Here is a 23704-nt window from a genome sequence, read left to right on the forward strand (position 1 = left end):
GACACCCGTCACGGTGGCCCCATGGACCACGCCGCGGACGTCCCCGACGTCTTCGACCCCCGCATCTACGCCGCCGGAGTGCCCCACGACCGCTACCGGCTGCTGCGCGACCTGCACCCCGTCTCCCGCCAGGCCGAGCCCGAGATCGACGGCTGGCCCGCCGGCCCCGGATTCTGGGCCGTCACCCGGCACGCCGACGTCGTCCGGGTGCTGCGCGACCACCGGACGTACTCCTCCTGGCTCGGCGCCACCCAGATCCGCGACCCCGACCCGGCCGACCTGCCCTTCCTGCGCCGCACCATGCTCAACCAGGACCCCACCGCCCGGCCCGCGGGCCCGGACGGGACCCCGGCCGGCCACGGCCGGCTGCGCCGCCTGGTCTCCCGCGCCTTCACCCCCGCCCGCGTCGACGCCTTCGCCGGGCGGGTCCGCGCCCGCGCCCGCACCCTCCTGGCCGGAGCCCGCGAACGTGCCGAGGACGGCGCCGCGGACATCGTGCGCACCGTCACCGACGAGTACGCGCTGCTCAACCTGACCGACCTGCTGGGGGTCCCGCCCGCCGACCGCGCGCTGCTCCTGGAGTGGACCGTACGGATCATCGGCTACCAGGACCCCGAGGACGCCCCGGCGCCCCTCCTCGGACCCGACGGCACCCCGCTCAACCCGCGCTCACCGGCCCTGCTCGGCGAGATGTTCGCCTACGCCCGCGAGCTCGCCGCCCACAAGCGCGCCCGCCCCGGCGACGACGTGATGACCGTCCTCGCCACCGCCGGCCTGGACCCCGCCGAACTGGAGATGTTCTTCTTCCTGCTCACCGTCGCCGGGAACGACACCGTCCGCAGCGCCGCCCCCGGCGGACTCCTCGCCCTCGCCGGCGCACCCGACGCCTACCGCAGGCTGGCCGACGGAACCGTTCCCGCGGACCACGCCGTCGAGGAACTCCTGCGCGTCCACCCGCCGGTGCTCAGCTTCCGCCGCACCGCCGACACCGACACCGAACTCGCCGGACGCCGCATCCGCGCCGGGGACAAGGTGGTGGTCTTCCACGCCTCCGCCAACCACGACGAACGCGTCTTCACCGACCCCGGGCGGCTCGACCTCGGCCGCACGCCCAACCCGCACGTCTCCTTCGGGGACGGCCCGCACGTCTGTCTCGGCGCCCACTTCGCCCGCCTCCAGCTGCGCACCCTCCACGAGGAGTGGCGTGCGGCGATGCCCCCGCCCGAACTCGCCGGCCCGCCGCGCAGACTGGTCTCCAACTTCATCAACGGGCTCACGCGGCTGCCGCTGCGGGTGTCCGGGCCGCCGCGGTGACGTCGGCGACCAGCTCCGTCACGTCCGGGCCGTACGCCTGGGAGTTGACCACCTTCAGCACGAGACAGAAGGACCGGGTGCGGTACTTGCGCGCCAGCCCGTCGTGGTGGCGGGCCAGGTAGCGGGCGGCGGCCTGGTTGCTGACCGCGGTCTGCCCGGACAGCAGGAAGACCGGCCGGCCGCTCTCCCCGGCCGCGATCCGCGCCAGGAGCACGTACTCCTCACGCCCCTTGGCCCAGCGGTACTTCTCCTCGCCCACCTCGATCGCCCCGCGGTCGGCGTGCTGCTCGCTGTCGAGGTTGACCCGCACACCCGGCAGCATCGAGGCCAGGTGCGCGACCGTACGGGCGTTGGACGTCGGGCCGCCCACGCAGAACTCGGCGCGGTCGCCGAAGCCCTGCCGCGCCTCGTCGTGGCCCACGATCTGGACGTTCGCCCCGCAGTCCTTGATCAGCGCCGAGATCTCCAGGAGCGCGAAGGCGTCGTTGCGGTGCACCGACGACTCCTTGCCGCCCATCTGCCGGTTGACCACGAACAGGCAGTCGGAGCCGGCCGGCAGCCCGAGGAAGGACTGCTTGCGGCGGAGCGCCCGCCGCCACAGGTAGGTCCGGGAGAACCAGCCGAGACCACCGCTCAGGCCGGTGGCTATCAGCCCGAGCACGATGTTGCGGACGTCGTCGTTCATGCGGCGGATGGTAGCCGCCGTCCGGCCTTCCTGACGCGGGGGGTGCGGTGAAGTTACGCTGCGAGGCCTGTGCCTGACAGACCGTCGACTGGAGGAACGGATGCGTGGTCCCGCCGCACGTCAGTTAGCGCTCGTCGCCCTCGCCGGAGCGCTGGTGTCCACCGGGGCGGCCGCCCCGCCGGGCACCGCCGGGACCCCGGCCAAGGTGCCGGTCGCCGCCGGCCACGGCGGGGCCGTCGCCAGCGTGGACCCGGACGCCTCCGCCGTGGGCATCGCCGTCCTGCGCGAGGGCGGCAACGCCGTGGACGCGGCCGTCGCCACCGCCGCGGCCCTCGGGGTCACCGAGCCCTACTCGGCGGGCATCGGCGGGGGCGGCTACTTCGTCTACTACAACGCGCGGAGCCGCCGCGTCCACACCGTCGACGGCCGCGAGACCGCCCCCGCCACGGCCGGCGAGACCCTGTTCCAGGAGAACGGGCAGCCCATCCCGTTCGCCGAGGGGCAGACCAGCGGCCTCGGGGTGGGCGTCCCCGGCACTCCCGCCACCTGGAAGAGCGCCCTGGACGCCTGGGGCACCCGGCCCCTGTCGCGGCTGCTGAAGCCGGCCGAGAAGCTGGCCCGCGACGGCTTCACCGTCGACGCCACCTTCCGGGCGCAGACCGAGCAGAACGAGGCCCGCTTCCGGGACTTCCCGGCCACCGCCGGCCTCTTCCTGCCGGGCGGCCGGCTGCCCGTGGTCGGCTCCACCTTCAAGAACCCCGACCTCGCCGACACCTACGCCGAACTCGCCCGCAAGGGCACCGGCGCCCTCTACCGCGGCCCCCTCGCCGAGGACATCGTCCGGGCCGTCCGCACGCCCCCGGTGGACCCCGCCGCCACCCGGAAGGTGCGGCCCGGCGACCTGACCGCCGCGGACCTGCGCGCGTACGCGACGAAACGGCAGGACCCCACCCGGATCCGCTACCGCGGCCTCGACGTGTACAGCATGGCGCCCTCCTCCTCCGGCGGCACCACCGTCGGGGAGGCCCTGAACATCCTGGAACGCAGCGACCTCTCCCGGCTCTCCGAGGCCCAGTACCTGCACCGCTTCATCGAGTCGTCCCGGATCTCCTTCGCCGACCGCGGCCGCTGGGTCGGCGACCCGGCCGCCGTCGACGTACCGACGCGCGAACTGCTCTCCCAGCGCTTCGCCGACGCGCGCGCCTGCCTGATCGACCCGGGCCGCGCACTGACCAGCCCGCTGGCCCCCGGCGACCCGCGCAGCCCCGCACCCTGCGCCACCACCGGCCGGGCCGCGCCGACCACCTACGAGGGGGAGAACACCACGCACCTGACGGTCGCCGACCGCTGGGGCAACGTGGTCTCCTACACCCTCACCATCGAGTCCACCGGCGGCAGCGCGATCACCGTCCCGGGCCGGGGCTTCCTCCTCAACAACGAGCTCACCGACTTCTCCTTCGCCCCGGCGGCTCCCGGGGTGCCGGACCCGAACCTGCCCGGCCCCGGCAAGCGGCCCCGCTCGTCGATGTCCCCGACGATCGTGCTGGAGGACGGCCGGCCGCTGCTCGCGGTCGGCTCCCCGGGCGGCGCCACCATCATCACGACCGTGCTGCAGATCCTGACCGGGCACCTGGACCGCGGCCTGCCGCTGGTCGAGGCGATCGCCGCGCCGCGCGCCAGCCAGCGCAACCAGACCACCACCGAACTGGAACCGGGGCTGTGGAACAGCCCGCTGCGCGCCGAGCTGGAGGCGCTGGGGCAGGGCTTCCGCCAGAACCCGGAGATCGGCGCCGCGACCGGTGTCCAGCGCCTGCCGGACGGGCGCTGGCTGGCGGCCGCCGAGACCTCGCGGCGCGGCGGCGGCGCGGCGATGGTCGTACGGCCGCACGGGAAGCCGTAGGCACCCGCAGGAACCCGTAGGGACCCGCAGGGAGAGCGGCAGGGCCCGCCCTGGCGGCGGGCCGGCGGGCCGGGGCGGGCTCAGAGGGCGGTGAGGATCCGCGGGCCGTCGGCGGTGATGGCGACCGTGTGCTCCGCATGGGCGGCGCGGCTGCCGTCGACGGTGCGCAGTGTCCAGCCGTCGGCGTCGCACCGGTAGTCGTCCGTGCCGCCCGCGATCAGCATGGGCTCGATGGCGAGGACCATGCCGGGACGCAGCCGCATGCCGCGTCCCGGCGGGCCCTCGTTCGGCACACCCGGGTCCTCGTGCATGCTCCGGCCGATGCCGTGGCCCCCGAAACCGTCGGGCACGCCGTACCCGGCGGCGCGGCACACCGTGCCGACGGCGTGCGCGATGTCCCCGATCCGGTTGCCGGGCACGGCCGCGGCGATCCCGGCCGCGAGGGCGGCCTCGGCGGTCCCGATCAGCCGGGCGTCGGCGGGGCGGGCCCGGCCGACGGTGAAGCTGATCGCCGCGTCCCCGGCCCAGCCGCGCAGCAGCGCCCCGCAGTCGATGCTGACCAGGTCGCCGTCGCGCAGCCGGTAGCCGTCGGGGACGCCGTGCACGATCGCGTCGTTGACCGAGGCGCACACCACCGCGGGGAAGGGCACCGGGGCGAACCGCGGCCGGTACCCGAGGAAGGGGGAGGTGGCGCCGGCCTCCCGGAGCACCCCGCGGGCCACCTCGTCCAGCTCCAGCAGGGACGCGCCGACGCGCGCCGCCCCGCGCACGGCGGCAAGGGCCTCGGCGACCACCCGGCCCGCCGACCGCATCTCGTCGATCTCACGGTCTGTCTTCAGCTTCACCATGCCAATAACTATACCGGTATAAAAATAACGGGATAGTTATTGGTGTGCGGGGTAGGATGGCGGCATGGTCCGAACCCCCCTCACCCCCGAAGAGCGCGAGCGCGGCGAACGGCTGGGCGCCCTGCTCCGCGAGGCCCGCGGCGGCCGCAGCATGGTCGAGGTCGCAGCCGGAGCCGGACTCTCCGCGGAGACCCTCCGCAAGATCGAGACCGGCCGCGCGCCCACGCCCGCCTTCTTCACCATCGCCGCCCTGGCGGCCACCCTCGGCCTCTCCCTGGACGACCTGCTCCGGCGCACGGCGGTCGTGCCCGCCTGAGACCGGCCGCCGGCCGGGTCGGCGTCCGGGTGGGTCCGGCCGCCGAACGGCGCAATCGGCGGTGGGGGCCCCGCGGCGCGGGGCAGGCGTGAGGCGTGCCCACCACCCATGCCTCCGAGCGCGTCGGCCTCGGCGTCGTCGGCGCCCTGCTCGCGGGCGGCCTGCTGCTCGCCGCCTGCGCCGTCCCCGACGAACGCGCCGCCGACGGCGAGGCCGCCCCGCCCCGTACCGCCCCGGCCGCCGCCCCGCACGGCCCCGCCCCGCACCCGGCGCCGCCGTAGGGGTGATCTCCGGGGGCCCGGGGCCGTAGGGTCGGACCATGGACATCGAGGAGCTCGGCAGGGCCCGGTACGTCAGTCTCACCACCTTCCGCAAGGACGGCACCCCCGTGGCGACACCCGTGTGGGCGGTGGCCGACGGCGGCGAGCTGTACGTGTGGACGCGCACCGACACCTGGAAGGTGAAGCGGATCCGCAACGACGGGCGGGTCAGGCTGTCCCCGTGCGACGTGCGGGGGCGCGTGCCGGAGGGCGCGGGCACGGCCGAGGGGCAGGCGCGGCTGCTCGACGAGGCGGGGCTGCGCCGGGTGCGCAAGCTGATGTCGCGCAAGTACACGTGGCAGTTCTGGTTCGTGGACGTACCCGCCACGCTGGCGCGGCGGGGGAAGCGGCCGCACACCGCGATCGCCGTCAAGCTTTGAGACTCCCGTAGTCCGCCCGTAACACGGGTGGGGTCCAATGCGGGCATGGAGACCGTGACTTCACTGGCGATCAGTCAACTCTCCGGATACTTAAGGGGATTGACGCAACGGCTGGACCCCGGGGCGGGCTGGTACGGAGAGTTCCTGCGCAGGGACCCGGAGGGCGTGCGGGCCTGCCTCGACGGGGCGGCGATCCCGCCCTGGGACGTGGTGGAATCGCTGCTGCGCGACCTGGAGGGGCTGCGGGGAACGGAGTTCGCGGCGCGCGAGACCGTATACGCCGCCCGGCTGAGAGCCGCGGCCGTCGCGGTCTGGGACCGGCTGCCCGGCGGCGCGGCGGAACTGCGCACCCAGCTCGGCGCGGCCGCCGAGCAGCGGGCGGCGTCGGAGGCGGCCCTGCGCGGGCTGACGGTCCGGCTGCGCGAGGCGGCCGGCGGCGCCGGCACGGACGCGCTGGCCCGGGAGCTGTCCTGGACCCAGGACGACGTGGCCCGGGCGGTGGCCCGGCACGAGGACCTCTCGGACCGCCTGGCCGCGCTCGTTCCCCCCGCACCGGAGCCCGCCCCCGCCGTCCCGGCGCAGGCCGGAGCCCCGGCGGGGTGGACCCACCGGGAGGCCGGTACCGGACTCCCGGCCCGGGACCGGACCGCGGCAGACCCGTGGGACGCCGGACGCGCCGGCGCCCCGGTCCGCGAGCCCGACGTCGACCGGGTCTCCGGTCGCGGGTCGGGGGCGGAGCGAGGCTGGAGCCCCGAGCCCGGGCCTGGCCGGGGCCCCGGGCCGGAGCGTGATCCGGCCCCCGGCCGTTGGTTCGGTCCGGGGCTCGGCGCGGGATCCGGGCCCGCGCCCGGCCCGGGGGCCGAACCGGAGCGCGGGCCGGTTCGCGAGCCCGAGTCCGGCCGGAGCCCCGACCCGGAGCGCGAGCCCGAGGCCGTCCGCGAGGCCGTCCGCGAGGCCGGGCGGGGCGGAGGCCGCGGGGCGCGCCGGGGTGGCGGGGCGCGGTACGCCGGGGCCGCGGTGCCCGAAGCCGCCGGGTTCACCCTGCCGCCCGGCCTGGACGACACCACTGCCCCGCCCGGCACCGCCCCCCGCGGCGCCCGGTTCGGCCGGTCGGCGCCCCGGGCCGAGGCCCCCGCCGGCTCCGCCCCCGCGCCCCTCACCGGAGCCGCCGCCGGGCCGGACCACGCGGCCCCGTCCGCCGGTTCCGGCTCCGCGCCGCCCACGGAGCCGGCCGTCGGGCCCGGCGTGCCGCGGCCCGTCGCCGGCGAGCTGATCGCGCTGCGGGCGCAGGGCCGTACCGGGGAGGCCCACGCGCTGCTCTGCGAGGCCGCGGCCTGGCCCGCCGAGCGGCTGCCCCGCCTCGCCGTCGAACTGACCCGTTCCGGACTGGCGGCGGACTGGGCCGCCCTGCTGTGGGAGGCGGCCTCGCTGCCGCCCCACCGGTTCGCTGCCGCCGCGGCCGCCCTCGCCGCGGCCGGTCGCGAGGCCGACTGCGAGGCCCTGCTGCGCCAGGGAGTGGCCCGTCCCGCCGGCGAGGTGGCCGACGTCGCGCTCGCCCTCGGCGAGGCCGGCCACGACCGCGAGGCCGACTCCCTGCTCACGGCCTTCGTGCGGGTCCGCACGCCGGAGGAGGCCGCCGACCTGGCCCGTCGCGCACCGGGCCCGCTCGCCCCGAGGCTGCTCCGCGCGGCCCGGGCGCTGCCCGGTGCCCGGCACCGCGACCTGCTGCACGCCCTGCGGGTGGCGGGCATCGACGCGGCGTAACCCGCCCGTCTCCTGATCGCATTCGACCGCCGGGCGACGTAACGTGATCGACTACTCCAACAGCGCACGGCGGTCTTGCCCCACGCTGTGACGCGGCCTACGTTCTACTCCCTACGCACACCGTCTACGTGCGTAGAACCGGCGTTCCCGTCGCGAGGAGCAGCTCATGGCCCAAGTCGTCCGCGCCGCGCTGGTCCAGGCCACCTGGACCGGAGACACCGACTCGATGATCGCCAAGCACGAGGAGTACGCCCGCCGGGCGGCCGCCGAGGGTGCGAAGGTCATCGGCTTCCAGGAAGTGTTCAACGCCCCCTACTTCTGCCAGGTCCAGGAGCCCGAGCACTACCGGTGGGCCGAGGCCGTCCCCGACGGCCCCACCGTCCGCCGCATGCAGGACCTCGCCCGCGAGACCGGGATGGTGATCGTCGTCCCGGTCTTCGAGCTGGAGAGCGAGGGCTTCTACTACAACACCGCCGCCGTCATCGACGCCGACGGCAGCTACCTCGGCAAGTACCGCAAGCACCACATCCCGCAGGTCAAGGGCTTCTGGGAGAAGTACTACTTCCGCCCGGGCAACCTCGGCTGGCCCGTCTTCGACACCGCCGTCGGCCGGATCGGCGTCTACATCTGCTACGACCGCCACTTCCCCGAGGGCTGGCGCCAGCTCGGCCTGGCCGGGGCCCAGCTGGTCTACAACCCCTCCGCCACCCACCGCGGCCTCTCCTCCTACCTCTGGCAGCTGGAGCAGCCCGCCGCGGCCGTCGCGAACGAGTACTTCGTCGCGGCCATCAACCGGGTCGGCCAGGAGGAGTACGGCGACAACGACTTCTACGGCACCAGCTACTTCGTCGACCCCCGCGGCCGGTTCGTCGGTGACGTCGCCAGCGACAAGGAGGAGGAACTCGTCGTCCGCGACCTCGACTTCGACCTGATCAAGGAGGTCCGCGACCAGTGGGCCTTCTACCGCGACCGCCGTCCCGACGCCTACGGAGGGCTCGTACAGCCGTGACCAACCCCACCCCGCTCCACAACCGCCACCGCACCGTCCTGCCCGACTGGCTCGCGCTGTACTACAAGAACCCCATCGAGCTCACCCACGGCGAGGGCCGGCACGTCTGGGACGCCGACGGCAACCGCTACCTCGACTTCTTCGGCGGCATCCTCACCACCATGACCGCCCACGCCCTGCCCGAGGTCACCAAGGCCGTCTCCGAGCAGGCCGGGCGGATCATCCACTCCTCCACCCTCTACCTCAACCGGCCGATGATCGAGCTGGCCGAACGGATCGCCGCACTCTCCGGCATTCCCGACGCCCGCGTCTTCTTCACCACCTCCGGCACCGAGGCCAACGACACCGCCCTGCTGCTCGCGACCACGTACCGCCGCTCCAACCAGATCCTGGCGATGCGCAACAGCTACCACGGCCGGTCGTTCTCCACCGTCTCCATCACCGGCAACCGCGGCTGGTCCCCGACCAGCCTCTCCCCGCTCCAGACCTACTACGTGCACGGCGCGGTCCGCAGCCGCGGCCCCTTCGCGCACCTGGACGACACCGCCTTCACCGCCGCGGCCGTCGCGGACCTGGAGGACGTGCTCGGACAGGCCCGCGGGGGAGTGGCCGCCCTCATGGCCGAACCGGTCCAGGGCGTCGGCGGGTTCACCTCGCCGCCCGACGGGCTCTACGGAGCCTTCCGGGAGGTCCTCGACCGGCACGGCATCCTGTGGATCAGCGACGAGGTGCAGACCGGCTGGGGCCGCACCGGCGAGCACTTCTGGGGCTGGCAGGCCCACGCCCAGAACGGGCCGCCGGACATCCTGACCTTCGCCAAGGGCATCGGCAACGGCATGTCGATCGGCGGCGTCGTCGCCCGCGCCGAGGTGATGAACTGCCTGGACTCCAACTCCATCTCCACCTTCGGCGGTTCACCCGTCACCATGGCGGCCGGTGTCGCCAACCTCGCCTACCTCCTGGAACACGACCTCCAGGGCAACGCCCGCCGCGTCGGCGGCCTGCTGCTGGAACGGCTGCGGGGCATCGCCGCCACCGTGCCCGCCGTACGGGAGGTCCGCGGCCGGGGTCTGATGGCCGGCCTGGAACTGACCAGGCCCGGCACCGACCGGGCCGACCCGGACGCGGCCGCCGCCGTCCTCGAAGCGGCCCGCGAAGGCGGCCTGCTCGTCGGCAAGGGCGGCGGCCACGACACCAGCGTGCTGCGCATCGCGCCGCCGCTCTCCCTCACCGTCGCCGAGGCGGAAGAGGGCGCCGAGATCCTCGAACAGGCTTTGCACGGCCTCGAGTAGGGGGAACCGCGATGAGCATCCGCACCCTGATCAGCGGCGGCCTGGTCGTGACCGCCGCCGACGAGATCCACGCGGACGTCCTGATCGAGGACGGCCGCGTGGCGGCCCTGGCCGCCCACGGCTCCGAGGCCGCACGGGCCTGGACCGCCGACCGTACGATCGACGCGACGGGCAAGTACGTCATCCCGGGCGGGGTCGACGCGCACACCCACATGGAACTGCCCTTCGGCGGGACCTCCGCCTCCGACACCTTCGAGACCGGGACCAGAGCCGCCGCCTGGGGCGGCACCACCACCATCGTCGACTTCGCCGTGCAGAGCGTCGGCCGCTCCCTGCGCGAGGGCCTGGACACCTGGTACGCCAAGGCCGACGGCAACTGCGCCGTCGACTACGCCTTCCACATGATCCTCTCCGACGTCAACGAGGGCACCCTCAAGGAGATGGACCTCCTCGTCGGCGAGGGCGTCACCTCCTTCAAGCTCTTCATGGCCTACCCCGGCGTCTTCTACAGCGACGACGGCCAGATCCTGCGCGCCATGCAGCGCGGGGCCTCCAACGGCGGGCTGATCATGATGCACGCCGAGAACGGCATCGCGATCGACGTGCTCGTCGAACAGGCCCTGGCCCGCGGGGAGACCGACCCCCGCCACCACGGAGAGGTCCGCAAGGTCCTCCTCGAAGCGGAGGCCACCCACCGCGCCATCCAGCTGGCCCGGGTCGCCGGGTCCCCCCTCTACGTGGTCCACGTCTCGGCGGAGGAGGCCGTCGCGGAGCTCGCCGCCGCCCGGGACAAGGGCCTTCCCGTCTTCGGCGAGACCTGCCCCCAGTACCTCTTCCTGTCCACCGACAACCTGGCGGAGCCCGACTTCCAGGGCGCCAAGTACGTCTGCTCCACCCCGCTGCGCCCGCGCGAGCACCAGGCGGCGCTGTGGCGGGGCCTGCGCACGAACGACCTCCAGGTGGTCTCCACCGACCACTGCCCGTTCTGCTTCCGCGGCCAGAAGGAGCTGGGCCGCGGCGACTTCTCCAAGATCCCCAACGGGCTCCCGGGGGTGGAGAACCGCATGGACCTCCTCCACCAGGCCGTCCTCGACGGGCACATCAGCCGTCGGCGCTGGATCGAGATCGCGTGCGCGACGCCGGCCCGGATGTTCGGCCTCTATCCGCAGAAGGGCACCATCGCACCCGGTTCCGACGCCGACATCGTGCTCTACGATCCGCACGCCGAGCAGGTCATCTCCGCCGAGACGCACCACATGAACGTGGACTACTCGGCGTACGAGGGCAGGCGGATCACCGGACGCGTCGACACCGTGCTCTCGCGCGGCGAGGTCGTCATCGACCGGCGCGAGTACACCGGCCGGGCCGGCCACGGGGCCTTCGTCCACCGCTCCACCTGCCAGTACCTGTAGGAGACGGCCGGGGCCCGCACGCCCCGGCCCCTCCCGCCCCGGCCCCCGCACTCCCCAGCAAGGAGCAGCCCGACCATGGACTTCGGCCTCGTCCTGCAGACCGACCCGCCCGCCTCCCAGGTCATCAGCCTCATGAAGCGCGCCGAGCGCAACGGCTTCCGGTACGGCTGGACCTTCGACTCCGCCGTGCTGTGGCAGGAGCCGTTCGTCATCTACAGCCAGATCCTCGCCAACACGCAGAAGATGCACGTCGGCCCGATGGTGACCAACCCGGGCACCCGGACCTGGGAGGTCACCGCCTCCACCTTCGCCACCCTCAACGACATGTACGGCAACCGCACCGTCTGCGGGATCGGCCGCGGGGACTCCGCGATGCGGGTGGCCGGCCGGGCGCCCAACACCCTGGCCCGCCTGGGCGAGGCCATCGAGGTCATCCGCGACCTCGCGGAGGGCCGCGAGGCCGAGGTCGACGGCAACGCGATCCGCCTGCCCTGGGTCAAGGACGGCCGGCTGCCCGTCTGGATGGCCGCGTACGGGCCGAAGGCCCTGGCCCTGACCGGGCAGAAGGCCGACGGCTTCATCCTCCAGCTCGCCGACCCCTACCTCACCGAGTGGATGGTCAAGGCGGTCCGCGACGCGGCCGCCGCGGCCGGCCGGGACCCCGCCTCGATCACCATCTGCGTGGCCGCCCCCGCGTACGTCGGCGACGACCTGGCGCACGCGCGCGACCAGTGCCGCTGGTTCGGCGGCATGGTCGGCAACCACGTCGCCGACCTGGTCAGCCGCTACGGCGAGCACTCCTCGATGGTCCCCGACGAGCTCACCGAGTACGTCAAGGCCCGCCAGGGCTACGACTACAGCCACCACGGACGCGCCGGGAACCCCTCGGCCGACTTCGTCCCGGACGAGATCGTCGACCGCTTCTGCCTGCTGGGCCCGGTCGAGGCCCACATCGAGAAACTCCGCGCCCTGCGGGACCTGGGCGTCGACCAGTTCGCCGTGTACGACATGCACGACGCACGGGAGGCCACCATCGACGCCTACGGCCAACACGTCATCCCGGCCCTGGCCGGCTGACTCCGTTCCCGCACGCCGGTGCGTCCCGGCCCGGCCCAGGCCCGCCGTTCCGGTTCCCGGTGCGCCGGGCGGGCCGGAACCCGGCGCGGTTCACCCGGCGGACATCCCGCGGACGTCCCCCGGCCGCCGGTCCGCCCGGGACCGGCAGTGGGGTTTGTCCGTCCGGCGTGCTTTGCTGGAGACATGATCGATGAGTTCCTGGCCCAGGGCCTGTCCGATGTGGAAGAGGCCGTCCGCAAGGCGGCGGCGGTCGAGATCATGCCGAGATTCAGGCAGCTCGCCGAACACGAGGTCGACGAGAAGAACGGCCCCCACGACCTGGTGACCGTCGCCGACCGCAAGGCCGAGGAACACCTCACGGCCTCGCTCCGGCGGCTGCTGCCCGGCTCCGCCGTGGTGGGGGAGGAGGCCGTGCACGCCGACCCCACCGTCTACGACGCCCTGCGCGGCGACGCCCCGGTGTGGATCGTCGACCCGGTCGACGGCACCCGCCAGTTCGTCGGCGGGGACCCCGCCTTCTGCACGCTCGTGGCGCTGGCCGTGCGCGGTGAGATCCTCGCCTCCTGGACCTACGCCCCGGCGCTGGAGGAGCTGGCGACCGCCGTGCGCGGACAGGGTGCGTACCTCAACGGCGAGCGGATCCTGAGCGGTTCCCCGGACGCCGGGGCCGACCTGCGGGTCGCCACCGCCCACCCGCTGTACACCACCGACGAGCACAAGCGGGTCCTGGCCCGGCTGGAGGTGCCCGGTGTCGCGCCGCGTCCCTGCGGGTCGGCGGGTCTGGAGTACCTGAAGGTGGCCCGGGGTGAGGTCGACGGCCTGGCCTTCACCTGGCCCTCCGCGTGGGACCACGCGGCCGGCCTGCTGCTGGTCGCCGAGGCGGGCGGCGCGCAGAGCACGGTCGACGGTGTCCCCTTCCGGGTGGACCGTGACAACGCGCTGCCGTTCGCCGTCGGCCGCGACGAGGCCACCGCCGTACGCATCAGGGAGTTGCTGCGGGGGGTCTAGGCGTACGCGGCGGTCCCGTGCCGGCCCCCGGCGTGCGGGCCCGCCGCCCGCCGCGGAATATCCTGGGGGCGCAGACGCCCGCGGGACGAAGGAGTCGCAAGTGCCGTTGATTCTCGATGTGGTCGTGGTGGGGGCGGGACCCAACGGGCTCACGGCCGCCGTCGAACTGGCCCGGCGCGGCTTCTCGGTGGCCGTCTTCGAAGCCGCCGGCACCGTCGGCGGCGGCGCCCGGACCGAGGAGCTCACCCTCCCCGGATTCCGCCACGACCCCTGCTCGGCCGTGCACCCGCTGGGCATCGGCTCACCGGTCTTCGCCACGATGCCGCTGAAGCGGTACGGCCTGGAGTGGCTGCACGCCCCGCTGCCCATGGCACACCCCTTCGACGACGGCACCGCCGCCGTGCTCTCGCGTTCCGTCGCGGAGACGGCGGCGTCGTTCGGGCCGCGCGACGCCGGCACCTACCGGCGCCTGGTCGAGCCGTTCCTCGGCCGATGGGACACCCTGGTACGGGACTTCATGTCCCTGCCGAACACGGCGCTGCCCCGGGACCCGGCCACCCTCGCCCGCTTCGGGCTGGCCGGACTGCCGCCCTCGACCTGGCTCCTGCGCCGCTTCCGCGACGAACCGGCACGCGCGCTGATGGCGGGCCTCGTCGCCCACGTCATCGCCCCGCTCGACGGGATCGCGACGAGCGCCGTCGGCCTTGTCTTCGCCCTCGCCGCGCACGCGCACGGCTGGCCGCTGCCGCGCGGCGGTTCGCAGTCGGTCTCCGACGCCCTCGCCGCGTACCTGCGCGACCTCGGCGGCGAGATCCACACGGACTTCGAGGTCAAGCGGCTCGACGACCTGCCGCCCGCCCGCGCCTACGTCTTCGACACCTCGCCGACCGCGCTGGCCCGGATCGCCCGCCTGGGCCGGTTCTACAACGGCTACCGGTACGGCTCCGCCGCATTCAAGATCGACTACGCGCTGGACGGACCGGTCCCGTGGACCGCCGAGGAACCGCGCCGCGCCGGCACCGTCCAGATCGGCCCCCGCGCCCGCGACATCGACGCCGCCCTCCAGCTCGCCTCGGGCGGCCGGGCGCCCCGTACCCCCTTCCTCATCACCGCGCAGCCCAGCCTGGTCGACCCCGGCCGGGCGCCCGAGGGCAAGCACGTCTTCTGGGCGTACGGCCACGTCCCCGGGGGCTGGGAGGGGGACCTCACCGACGCGATCGAGCGCCAACTGGAGCGTTTCGCACCGGGCTTCCGCGATCTCGTCCTGGCGCGGGCCACCGCCGGACCGCCCGTGCTCGCCGCCCGCAACCCCAACTACGTCGGCGGGGACATCGCCTGCGGGGCCGCCTCCGGACTGCAGCTCCTGCTGCGCCCCAAGCTCACCCACTCCCCGTACACGACCCCGCACCCGGCGGTCTTCCTCTGCTCCTCGGCGACCCCGCCCGGCCCCGGGGTCCACGGCATGTCGGGCCACAACGCCGCCAAGGCCGTCTGGCGCCACCTGCGCAAGACCCGCTGACCCGCCCGGCCCGCCGTCACCCCGGACGGCAAGCGCCTGCGCCCGGCGGAATGCGCGTGCCGGGACGGCCGGGCGTGGCTAGGGTCGGGGGAGAGGACGCCGGGCGCCCGCCGCGCGCGTCCTGCCCCCCAGCAGCCCCGCGAGAGGACGTCCGATGGTCCGCATCACCCTGGTCCGTGGTGACATCACCGCCCAGGAGGCCGACGCGATCGTCAACGCGGCCAACTCCTCGCTGCTCGGCGGCGGCGGGGTCGACGGGGCCATCCACCGGCGAGGCGGTCCGGAGATCCTCGCGGCCTGCGAGGACCTGCGGCGCTCGCACTACGGCAAGGGGCTCCCGACCGGCCGGGCCGTCGCCACCACCGCCGGCCGGCTCGCCGCCGGGCACGTCATCCACACCGTGGGGCCCGTCTGGTCGCGCGAGGAGGACCGCTCGGAGTTGCTCGCCTCCTGCTACCGCGAGTCGCTGCGCGTCGCCGACGAACTGGGTGCCCGCAGCGTCGCCTTCCCCGCCATCTCCACCGGCATCTACGGCTGGCCCATGGACGAAGGGGCGCGGATCGCCGTGCGGACCGTGCGGGCGGCCCGCACCCGCGTCGAGGAGGTGCGGTTCGTGCTCTTCGACGCCGCCGCGCACGAGGCCTTCCGGGCCGCGGCGGAGGCCGAGGCCGGGGAGGCCGGCCGCGAGGCCACCGGGGACGGCGGCCCGGAGGTCACCGGGGACGGCGGGAAGGCCCCGGAGCGGGACGCGGATACGTCCGGGTCTGCTTGACGCTGCCGTACGCGAAGCTCGACTCGATCGAGGCGATCCCGGGAATGGCGTGGATCCGGTGGCGCACCAGGGCCTCGTAGGCCGCCAGGTCCTCGATGACCACACGCAGCAGGTAGTCGCTGCTGCCCGCCATCAGGTAGCAGTCCTGGATGTGCTCGATGACCGCCACGTGCTCCTCGAAGAGGCGCACCGCCTCCGCCGTGTGCCGCTCCAGGCGGATCCGGACGAAGACCGTCACGGGCAGCCCGAAGGCCACCTGGTCCACCATCGCCGTGTAGCCGCGGATCAGTCCCGCCTCCTCCAGCCGCCGGACCCGGCGCAGGCAGGGGGAGGGGGAGAGCCGGACCCGGTCCGCGAGCTCCTGGTTGGAGAGCCGTCCGTCGGCCTGCAATTCCCTGATGATCTGCAGATCGACTGCGTCCACGGCCCCTCCTTGGCAGATCCTGCCCCAAACGTATGTCCGAGCGGCAGAACTGGCAATCGGCTGCCCCGGACCAGGCCCTAGCGTTGCCCCCGAGCGGACCGGACCGGTCCGCCATCGGAGGCTGGAGCACTTCCTTGGTCGCGACGCACACCACCCGGGCGACCCCGCCTCCCGCAGCGGCGGGCCCGCAGGCCGGACATCCCGGCCGGCGCGGGCTCACCCCGCAGACCAAGGGCATGCTGGCACTGCTGGTGACGGTCTCGATCTGGGCGGCCTTCGCGCTCAGCGCCCGCGCCCTCAGCGCCTCCTCGCTGCTGCCCGCCGACGCCGCCCTGCTGCGCTTCGGCCTCCCCCTCGTCGTCCTCCTCCCCGCCCTGTGGCGGCGCCGCCGGGCCATCGCCGCGGTGCGCCCCGGACCCGCCGCGAAGATCGTCTGCGGTGCGGGGGTGCCCTTCTTCCTGGCCGCCATGCACGGGGGATCCCTGACCTCCGCCGCCTTCGTCGGCTCCATCGTCCCGGGGATGGTCCCGCTCTTCGTCTCCCTGATCATGGTCCGCCGGGGGCACGGGCTGCCCCGCGGCACCCAGGCCGCCGGGCTCGCCCTGATCGCGGCCGGCGTCGTCGCCCTCGTCTGGCGCTACGTCGTCCCCGTGGACACCGGCGTCCTGGCCGGCTCCGGCACGCTCCTGGTCGCCAGCGGTCTGTGGGCCCTCTACACCGTGGGCCTGCGCGAGGTCGAGCTCGACCCCGTCGGCTCGATCGGGCTGCTGTGCCTGCCCTCGTTCGCGGCGGTCGGGCTCCTGGTCCTGACCGGCGTCCTCCCGAGCGGCATGGCCCACGCCGCGGGCAGCGACATCCTGCTCTTCCTCGTGGTCCAGGGACTCGGCGTCGGGCTGTGCGCGGGCCTGCTGTACGCCTACGCCATCCGCCGCCTCGGCGCCGAGCGCAGCTCCGTCGTCGGCAGCCTCAGCCCGGTGGCCGTCGTGCTGCTGGCCGTCCCCCTCCTCGGCGAGTCGCCGACCGTCGCCGTGCTCGTCGGCGTCCCCCTCATCACCGCCGGCGTGGTCCTCGCCAACCGCCGGCCCCGCCCCCGACCCGAGGTTCCCGCACATGCTTGAGCTCCTGCCCCCGCCGCCCACCGACCCGCTGTGGGACCTGACCTACGAGTTCGGCAGTGACGAGCGGCCCGAGCGCCTGAACCTCGTCCTCGGCGTCTACCGCGACCAGACCGGGACCACGCCCGTCATGGCGGCCGTACGGGAGGCCGAGCTGCGCCTCGCGCGGCGCTCGGAGTCCAAGGAGTACCGCGGGCTCTCCGGGAACGCCGCCTTCAACCGCTCCCTGCTCGCCCTGGTCCTCGGCCAGGACGGTCCCGCCGAACGGGCCGCCGCCGTACAGACCGTCGCCGGGTCCGGCGCCCTGCGCCTCCTGGCCGACCTGGTCCACCGCACCCGCCCCGGCGCCACGGTGTGGATCAGCGACCCCGCCTACGTCAACCACCGCCCCATCTTCGAGGCCGCGGGCCTGCGGGTCCGTACGTACGGCTGGCGGGACGCGGCGGGCGGCTTCGACACCGAGGGCGTGCTGCGGGAGCTGCGCGAGGCGGGCCGCGACGACGTCGTCCTGCTCCAGGGCTGCTGCCACAACCCCACGGGCGTCGACCCCCTGTTGGACGACTGGGAGGCGCTGGCCGAGGCGGCGGCCCGCGGCGGCTGGGTGCCCTTCGTCGACCTGGCCTACCACGGCCTCGGCGACGGCCTGGAGGCCGACCTGCTGCCCACCCGGATGCTGGCCGCGCGCGTCCCCGAGATGCTGATCGCCGTCAGCTGCTCCAAGAACTTCGGCCTCTACAGCGACCGCGTCGGCTGCGCGATCGTCGTCGGCTCCACCGCGCAGGCGGTGCGGCACGCGGAGACGGCCCTGCAGAACGCCGCCCGGACGCTGTACTCGATGCCCCCCGAGCACGGCGCCGCCGTCGTGACCACGATCCTCCAGGACGAGGGGCTGCGGGCCTCGTGGAGCGCGGAGCTGGACGTCATGCGGGAACGCATCATGTCCAACCGGGCCGACCTGACGGCGCACCTCGGCGCCCTCGGCTGCACCGAACAGGCGGCCTCGCTGGCCCGGCAGAAGGGCATGTTCTCGATGCTGCCGCTGACCTCGCAGCAGATGCTCCGGCTGCGCAGGCAGTACGCCATCTACGGAACGACCTCGGGGCGCATCAACATCGCGGGCATCCCCGCCCACCGCATCCCCTGCCTGGCCCAGGGCATCGCCGCGGTGCTGGACCGGCCCGAGGTCCCCCGCATGCGCGAACCCGCCGCGCTGCCGGACCGCGCGCGGGCATGACAGTCCCCGGCAGTCCTTCGCGTCCATGAGCCATCCGCCGTCGCCGATGGCTCCCGTGGACCGACGGTCACTGCCGGGGGCCTGGCCAGAGCCTGGACAAAGTCACGCGGGCCCCTGGACGTCTCCAGAGGGAGGTGCGGCTCTTTCCGGTGATCCGGTGTACTTCCGAGTCTCCTCCGCATTCGCCCCGAGTCAAGGCTTTTCGTCCACCACCCGGGAGAAATGTTCCGGAGCCCCGAACCCACGCCTCGGATAGGGTGAATCGGTAGGAATCAGGCCCCCCGGGGTGAGGTCGGTGCGGTTGGACACTTACCAGTCGACGAGCGAGGTGCCGGACCCGCCTGCGGCGGCCGTCGGCTACGCCGGCGTGCTCCGCGAGCTCCTCCCGATCGCGCTGTGGCGGGAGGACGCCGACGGCCGCATCGTGGAGTGGTCCCTCGCGGCCCGGGACCTCCTCGGACACCGTCCCGAGGACATCATCGGCCGCCCCGGCGCGTCCGTCCTCGTCCCCGAGGCGAACCGCGAACTCGCCGGCCAGCTCGCCCGGCGCGTCCAGGCGGGCGAAACCGTCGTGGGCACCCTGCCGGTGCGCCACCGCGACGGCCACCTCGTCGCCATGGAGATGTGGATCGTCCCCGCAGTCGACCCGCAGGGCCGGATGGGCGCCATGCTCATCGCCGTGGAGACCTCCGAGGTCCTCCACATGCGCGACTCCCTCGCCGCCCTCCAGAGCCTCTTCACCCAGTCGCCCATAGGCCTCGCCACCCTCGGCCCCGACCTGCGCTTCCTCCGCGTCAACGACGCGCTGGCCCGTATGAACGGCGTCTCGCCCGCCGAACACCTCGGAAAGCGGCTCACCGAGGTCGTGCCCGGCGTCAACGCCACCGCCCTCGAAGCCACGATGCAGCAGGTCCTCGACCGCGGCACCGCCGTCGTCGACGTCCGCCGCACCGGCCGGACCCCCGCCGACCCCGAGAACGACCGCACCTGGTCCTGCTCCTACGCCCCGCTCCTGGACGGCTCCGGCCGCCGGCTCGGCCTGATCGCCTCCCTCATCGACATCACCGACGGCCAGCGGGCCCAGGCCGAGGCCGAACGGGCCCGCCACCGCTTCGCCCTGCTTGCCGAGGCCGGCACCCGCATCGGGACCACCCTCGACCTGCACCGCACCGCCCAGGAGATCGTGGAACTGCTCGTCCCGCAGCTCTGCGACTCCGCCGACGTGCAGCTGCTGGAATCCGTCCTCGGACCCGACGAGGGCGGCGCCCCCGCCGCCTCCACCCGCGGCCTGCTGCGCCGGCTGGCGGCCCAGTTCCCCGACCCCTCCGCCCCCACCGCGCAGCTCGCCACCGGCCAGACCTTCCAGATCCCCGCCGGGACCGTCTACGAGGAGGTCATCACCGACGGCCGGCCCATGAACCTCTACGTCTCCGACATCCCGGCACTGATCACCTCCTCGCGCGCCGAGGCCCTGCGCGCCTACCTGGCCACCCTCGGCTCCGCGCGCCTGGTCCCCCTCGTCGCCCGCGGCACCGTGCTCGGCGCGGTCAGCGTCACCCGGACCCGTGACCGTGACCCCTTCGACGAACAGGACTGCGTCCTCGTCGACGAACTCGTCGCCCGCGCCGCCCTCAACATCGACAACGCCCGCATGTACACCCTCCAGCGCCGGGCGGCCCTCACCCTCCAGCGCAGCCTGACCAACAACGTGCTCCCCGAGGTCCCCGGCCTCCGGCTCACCGGCCGCTACCTGCCCGCCAGCGACCACGACGTCGGCGGCGACTGGTTCGACGCCATCCCGCTGCCCGACGGCCGCACCGGCCTCGTCATCGGCGACGTGATGGGCCACGGCATCCACGCCGCGGCCGTCATGGGCCAGCTGCGCACCGCCGTCCGCAGCCTCGCCCGGCACGGCGTACCCCCCGCCGAGCTGCTCCGCTCCCTCGACGCGGTGGTCGCCGACCTCGGCGAGGACGAGATGGCCACCTGCGTGTACGCCGTGCACGACCCGGGGTCCGGCCGCTGCGTCATCGCCCGCGCCGGCCACCCGCCGCCCGCCGTGGTCGGCACCGACGGGAACGTCACCTTCCTCGACGGCCCCCCGGGGACCCCGCTGGGCGCCGGAGGCCGGGACTTCAGCACCGAGGAGATCGCACTGCCCGCGGGAAGCCTGCTCGCCCTCTACACCGACGGCCTCATCGAGGCCCGCGAACGCGACCTCGACCAGGGCATGGAACAGCTCGCCGAGGCCCTGCGCGGCCCCGCACAGCCCCTGGAGGAGCTGTGCGACCGGATCCTGCGCCGACTGCTCCCGTGCGCCCAGCAGGACGACGTGGCCGTGCTCCTGGCCCGCGCCCTGCCGCTCTGACACCGGACGGCCGCAGCGGCCCGCATCCGCCCGCGAGGAGCCGCCGGGCGCCGGTCACCAGGCCAGGTCCTCCAGCGCGTCCAGGTCCAGCGGGACGGGCGCGGCGGGCTCGGCGCCCCCGGCCAGGGGCAGCTCGGCCCAGATCACCTTGCCCCGGTCGGTGTAGCGGGTGCCCCACCGCTCGGCGTACTGCGCGACGAGGAACAGGCCGCGGCCGCCCTCGTCGGTGGTGGCCGCGTACCGCAGGTGCGGAGAGGTGCTGCTGCCGTCCGAGACCTCGCAGATCAGACTGCGGTCGCGCAGCAGGCGCACCCGGACGGGCGCGCTCCCGTACCGGATGGCGTTCGTGACCAGCTCGCTCAGGATCAGCTCCGTGGGGAAGGCCACGTTCTCCAGACCCCACGCGACGAGCTGCGCCGAGGCCGCGTTGCGCACCCGGGACACGGCCGACGGATCGCCCGGCACCTCCCACTCGGCGATCCGCCCGGCCTCCAGCCGGCGGGTGTCGGCCACCATCAGGACGATGTCGTCGCTCGGCACCGGGAACAGCATCGTGACGAGGATGTCGGAACAGGCCTGGTCGGTGCTGCGGCCGGGCCGCGAGAGCGCGTCGCCCAGCAGCCGCAGGCCGGTGTCGAAGTCCCGGTCGCGGTCCTCCACCAGCCCGTCGGTGAAGAGCACCAGCCGGCTCCCCTCGGGCAGCTGGAACTCGGTGGCCTCGAACGGCATGCCGCCCACACCGAGCGGCAGCCCGGCCGGCAGCTCGGGGAACTCCACCGGCCCGTCGGGGCGGATCAGCGCGGGCCCGGGATGCCCGGCACTGGCCATCCTGCACTGCCCCGACGTCGGGTCGTACACCACGTACAGGCAGGTGGCCCCGGTGATGCCGGTGGACTCGCCCCCGGCGTCGGCGCCCTCCTCGTCCGGCCCGCCGTCCCCGCCGTCGCTCCCCGCCCCGGAACCGTCCGCGCCGCGCCCGCCGCCGGTCTCGTTCTGGTCGATCCGGTGGATCAGCTCGTCCAGGTGCCCGAGCAGCTCGTCCGGGGGCAGGTCAAGGGTCGAGAAGTTGTGCACCGCGGTCCGCAGCCGGCCCATCGTCGCGGCGGCGTGCACACCGTGCCCGACGACGTCCCCCACGACCAGCGCCACCCGTGCACCCGGCAGCTGGATCACGTCGAACCAGTCACCGCCCACCCCCGCCTTCGCGGGCAGGTAGCGGTAGGCCACGTCCACCGCGCTCTGCTCCGGCAGCGCCCGCGGCAGCAGACTGCGCTGGAGGGTCACGGCCATCGCGTGCTCTCGGGTGAAACGGCGCGCGTTGTCGATGGAGACGGCCGCCCGCGCGCCCAGCTCCTCCGCGAAGGACAGGTCCTCGTCGTCGAAGGGCTCCGGGGTGTCCGCCCGCCAGAAGTTGGCCATCCCCAGCACCACGCCGCGGGCCTGGAGGGGGACGGAGATCAGCGAGTGCAGCCCGTAGTCGAGCGCCACCCTCGTACCCTGCGCGTCCTGGGCCCGCCACCCCATCGCCGCGTTCAGATCGGCCGCCAGCACCGCGTGCCCGGCGTCCAGCGCCGCCGCCATCGGGGCCGTCGGCACCACGAACCGGATCACGTCACCGACCGGCTGGAGCGGGGAGTCCGTACGGATGCCGCTCATCGCCGCCCGCCGCATCTCCGTGTAGGCGCCGGCCACGTGCGCGGGCTCGTCACCGCGCAGCACCGGCTCCAGCAGCTCCACCGTGACGAAGTCCGCGAAGCGGGGCACCGCCACCTCCGACAGCTCCTCCGCCGTCCGCTCCACGTCCAGGGTCGTCCCGATCCGCACCCCCGCGTCGTACAGCAACTGGAGCCGGCTGCGCGCCACCTCGGCCCGGCCCGACACCGAGGCGAGCTCCGTGGAGTCGCGCAGGGTCACCACGTTCCCGGCGGGGCGCCCCGCGTACGGCTTCGTCGGCCGTACGTTGACCGCCAGGAGCCGGTCGCCCGCCAGGTGCACGTGGTCCGTCACCACCCGGCCCGAGGCCAGCAGTTCGGTGGTGCGGGGATCGAGCCCCAGCTCGGAGACGGTGCGCTCCTCCGCGTCGGCCGGCAGGTCGAGGAGCCTGCGGGCCTCGTCGTTGGCGAGGATCAGCCGCTGGTCGTTGCCGATGATGAGCACGCCCTCGCGCACCGCGTGCAGCACCGCCTCGTGGTGCTCGTTCATCCGGTTCATCTCGGCGGCGCCCAGCCCACGGGTCTGCCGCTGCAGCCGTCGGCTGACCAGTCCGGCGCCGGCGGTGCCCAGCAGCAGCCCGCCGGCCGCCGCGCCCAGCAGCAGGGGGAGCTGCCCCTCCAGGGCCTGGGAGACCTTCTGCACCTCTATGCCGGTGCCGACCAGGCCGACGACACGGCCGTCCGCGTCCCGTACCGGCACCACGGCCCGCACGGCGTCGCTCGGCTCGCCGGTGAAGACCTCGGTGAAGGACTGCCCGGCCACCGCGCGGGCGACATCGGTGGCCCGCTGGCCGATCAGCTCGGGCCGCGAGTCCGTGTACCGGATGCCCCGCACGTCCATCACGGCGATGAAGTCGACCCCCGAGGCCCGGCGGGCGGACTCGGCCAGCGGCTGGAGGACGGCCGTCGGGTCCGGCGAGCGCAGGGCCGCCACGATGCCGGGGGCGTGCGCGAAGGCCTCGGCCGCCGCCAGCGACCGGTTGCGGGCGTCCCGCTGGCTGTCGTGGCGTGCCTGGAAGACCAGGGCGAGCGTGGCCGCGGTGATCAGCAGGACGACGATGACCGCCATGAGGGCGAAGACCTGACCGGCGACACTGCGCGCCCGCCGGGACACGCGCGCGGACAGGCGGGGATCCCACCCGGTCGGCTGGCGACCAAAACGTCCGGTCATGAGCCCTTTCTAACACTGTCCCGCCGGTTTGGGCTCGGTCACCCCGCCCGCACCGCCCGCCCGT

At 74.4% G+C, this 23704-nt stretch carries 19 protein-coding genes and 1 pseudogene; 16 read left to right on the forward strand and 4 right to left on the reverse strand.

Annotation, left to right across the window (positions count from 1 at the left end):
• Positions 1–21: 21 nt before the first annotated feature.
• Entirely contained in the window at positions 22–1314 is a 1293-nt protein-coding gene (locus tag ACPU2J_RS27555) for a cytochrome P450 (protein ID WP_420079123.1), read from the forward strand.
• Here the strand turns inward: ACPU2J_RS27555 and ACPU2J_RS27560 are convergent.
• Complete coding sequence (locus ACPU2J_RS27560; protein WP_420079122.1) at positions 1274–1999, reverse strand: hypothetical protein; 726 nt, start codon at positions 1997–1999, stop codon at positions 1274–1276. The two genes, ACPU2J_RS27555 and ACPU2J_RS27560, sit on opposite strands and share 41 nt — an antisense overlap.
• Before the next feature lie 100 nt (positions 2000–2099).
• Between ACPU2J_RS27560 and ggt the strand changes: the two genes are divergently transcribed.
• Positions 2100–3899: a gamma-glutamyltransferase gene (gene ggt, locus ACPU2J_RS27565; RefSeq protein ID WP_423834231.1), complete on the forward strand. Its 1800-nt coding sequence runs from the start codon at positions 2100–2102 to the stop codon at positions 3897–3899.
• 80 nt (positions 3900–3979) lie between these two features.
• Here the strand turns inward: ggt and map are convergent, their stop codons facing one another.
• The gene (map, locus tag ACPU2J_RS27570; RefSeq protein ID WP_420079120.1) at positions 3980–4747 is read right to left on the reverse strand and encodes a type I methionyl aminopeptidase; all 768 of its coding nucleotides are present in this window, start codon (positions 4745–4747) and stop codon (positions 3980–3982) included.
• A gap of 64 nt (positions 4748–4811) precedes the next feature.
• Between map and ACPU2J_RS27575 the strand changes: the two genes are divergently transcribed.
• The 11 genes and pseudogenes from ACPU2J_RS27575 to ACPU2J_RS27625 form a co-directional block, all read left to right on the forward strand.
• A complete protein-coding gene (locus ACPU2J_RS27575) occupies positions 4812–5063 on the forward strand; it encodes a helix-turn-helix domain-containing protein (protein ID WP_365079274.1) in 252 nt (83 codons plus the stop codon).
• 95 nt (positions 5064–5158) lie between these two features.
• Positions 5159–5344 carry a hypothetical protein gene (locus ACPU2J_RS27580; RefSeq protein WP_361598061.1) on the forward strand — a complete coding sequence of 62 codons (186 nt, stop codon included), beginning with the start codon at positions 5159–5161 and terminating at the stop codon, positions 5342–5344.
• Positions 5345–5382: 38 nt separating this feature from the next.
• Positions 5383–5763 carry a PPOX class F420-dependent oxidoreductase gene (locus ACPU2J_RS27585; RefSeq protein ID WP_365487509.1) on the forward strand — a complete coding sequence of 127 codons (381 nt, stop codon included), beginning with the start codon at positions 5383–5385 and terminating at the stop codon, positions 5761–5763.
• A 99-nt stretch (positions 5764–5862) separates the two neighbouring features.
• Positions 5863–7527, forward strand: coding sequence for a hypothetical protein (locus tag ACPU2J_RS27590; protein WP_423834232.1), 1665 nt, complete (start codon positions 5863–5865; stop codon positions 7525–7527).
• A 166-nt stretch (positions 7528–7693) separates the two neighbouring features.
• Positions 7694–8536, forward strand: coding sequence for a nitrilase-related carbon-nitrogen hydrolase (locus tag ACPU2J_RS27595; RefSeq protein ID WP_361606287.1), 843 nt, complete (start codon positions 7694–7696; stop codon positions 8534–8536).
• Positions 8533–9828, forward strand: a complete 1296-nt coding sequence (locus ACPU2J_RS27600; protein WP_420079118.1) for an aspartate aminotransferase family protein — start codon at positions 8533–8535, stop codon at positions 9826–9828. Before ACPU2J_RS27595 ends, ACPU2J_RS27600 begins: the two co-directional genes overlap by 4 nt.
• Positions 9829–9839: 11 nt before the next feature.
• On the forward strand, positions 9840–11240 hold the full coding sequence (gene hydA / locus ACPU2J_RS27605; RefSeq protein WP_365079261.1) for a dihydropyrimidinase: 1401 nt from the start codon (positions 9840–9842) through the stop codon (positions 11238–11240).
• Positions 11241–11315: 75 nt separating this feature from the next.
• On the forward strand, positions 11316–12317 hold the full coding sequence (locus tag ACPU2J_RS27610) for a TIGR03842 family LLM class F420-dependent oxidoreductase (protein ID WP_361606278.1): 1002 nt from the start codon (positions 11316–11318) through the stop codon (positions 12315–12317).
• 183 nt (positions 12318–12500) lie between these two features.
• Positions 12501–13325 carry an inositol monophosphatase family protein gene (locus ACPU2J_RS27615; RefSeq protein WP_420079117.1) on the forward strand — a complete coding sequence of 275 codons (825 nt, stop codon included), beginning with the start codon at positions 12501–12503 and terminating at the stop codon, positions 13323–13325.
• 100 nt (positions 13326–13425) lie between these two features.
• Positions 13426–14844: a phytoene desaturase family protein gene (locus ACPU2J_RS27620; RefSeq protein ID WP_423834233.1), complete on the forward strand. Its 1419-nt coding sequence runs from the start codon at positions 13426–13428 to the stop codon at positions 14842–14844.
• A gap of 154 nt (positions 14845–14998) precedes the next feature.
• A pseudogene (locus tag ACPU2J_RS27625) lies at positions 14999–15496 on the forward strand (O-acetyl-ADP-ribose deacetylase); the annotation flags it as partial.
• A gap of 61 nt (positions 15497–15557) precedes the next feature.
• Here the strand turns inward: ACPU2J_RS27625 and ACPU2J_RS27630 are convergent.
• Positions 15558–16040, reverse strand: a complete 483-nt coding sequence (locus tag ACPU2J_RS27630) for an Lrp/AsnC family transcriptional regulator (RefSeq protein WP_361598755.1) — start codon at positions 16038–16040, stop codon at positions 15558–15560.
• A gap of 134 nt (positions 16041–16174) precedes the next feature.
• On the opposite strand from ACPU2J_RS27630, the gene ACPU2J_RS27635 reads away from it, so the two are divergent.
• The 3 genes from ACPU2J_RS27635 to ACPU2J_RS27645 all read left to right on the forward strand — a co-directional run bounded on the left by ACPU2J_RS27635 (position 16175) and on the right by ACPU2J_RS27645 (position 20757).
• Positions 16175–17158 (forward strand): EamA family transporter, encoded by a 984-nt coding sequence (locus ACPU2J_RS27635; RefSeq protein ID WP_423834234.1) that lies wholly within the window; start codon positions 16175–16177, stop codon positions 17156–17158.
• A complete protein-coding gene (locus tag ACPU2J_RS27640; protein WP_423834235.1) occupies positions 17151–18389 on the forward strand; it encodes an aromatic amino acid transaminase in 1239 nt (412 codons plus the stop codon). Before ACPU2J_RS27635 ends, ACPU2J_RS27640 begins: the two co-directional genes overlap by 8 nt.
• Positions 18390–18684: 295 nt before the next feature.
• Positions 18685–20757, forward strand: a complete 2073-nt coding sequence (locus tag ACPU2J_RS27645) for a SpoIIE family protein phosphatase (RefSeq protein ID WP_423834236.1) — start codon at positions 18685–18687, stop codon at positions 20755–20757.
• 54 nt (positions 20758–20811) lie between these two features.
• Here ACPU2J_RS27645 and ACPU2J_RS27650 read toward each other — a convergent pair whose 3' ends face one another.
• Positions 20812–23640: a SpoIIE family protein phosphatase gene (locus ACPU2J_RS27650; RefSeq protein WP_423834237.1), complete on the reverse strand. Its 2829-nt coding sequence runs from the start codon at positions 23638–23640 to the stop codon at positions 20812–20814.
• Between the last annotated feature and the right edge of the window lie 64 nt (positions 23641–23704).

Origin of the sequence: Streptomyces manipurensis, assembly GCF_049570255.1 — a bacterium.
GTDB lineage: Bacteria > Actinomycetota > Actinomycetes > Streptomycetales > Streptomycetaceae > Streptomyces > Streptomyces manipurensis.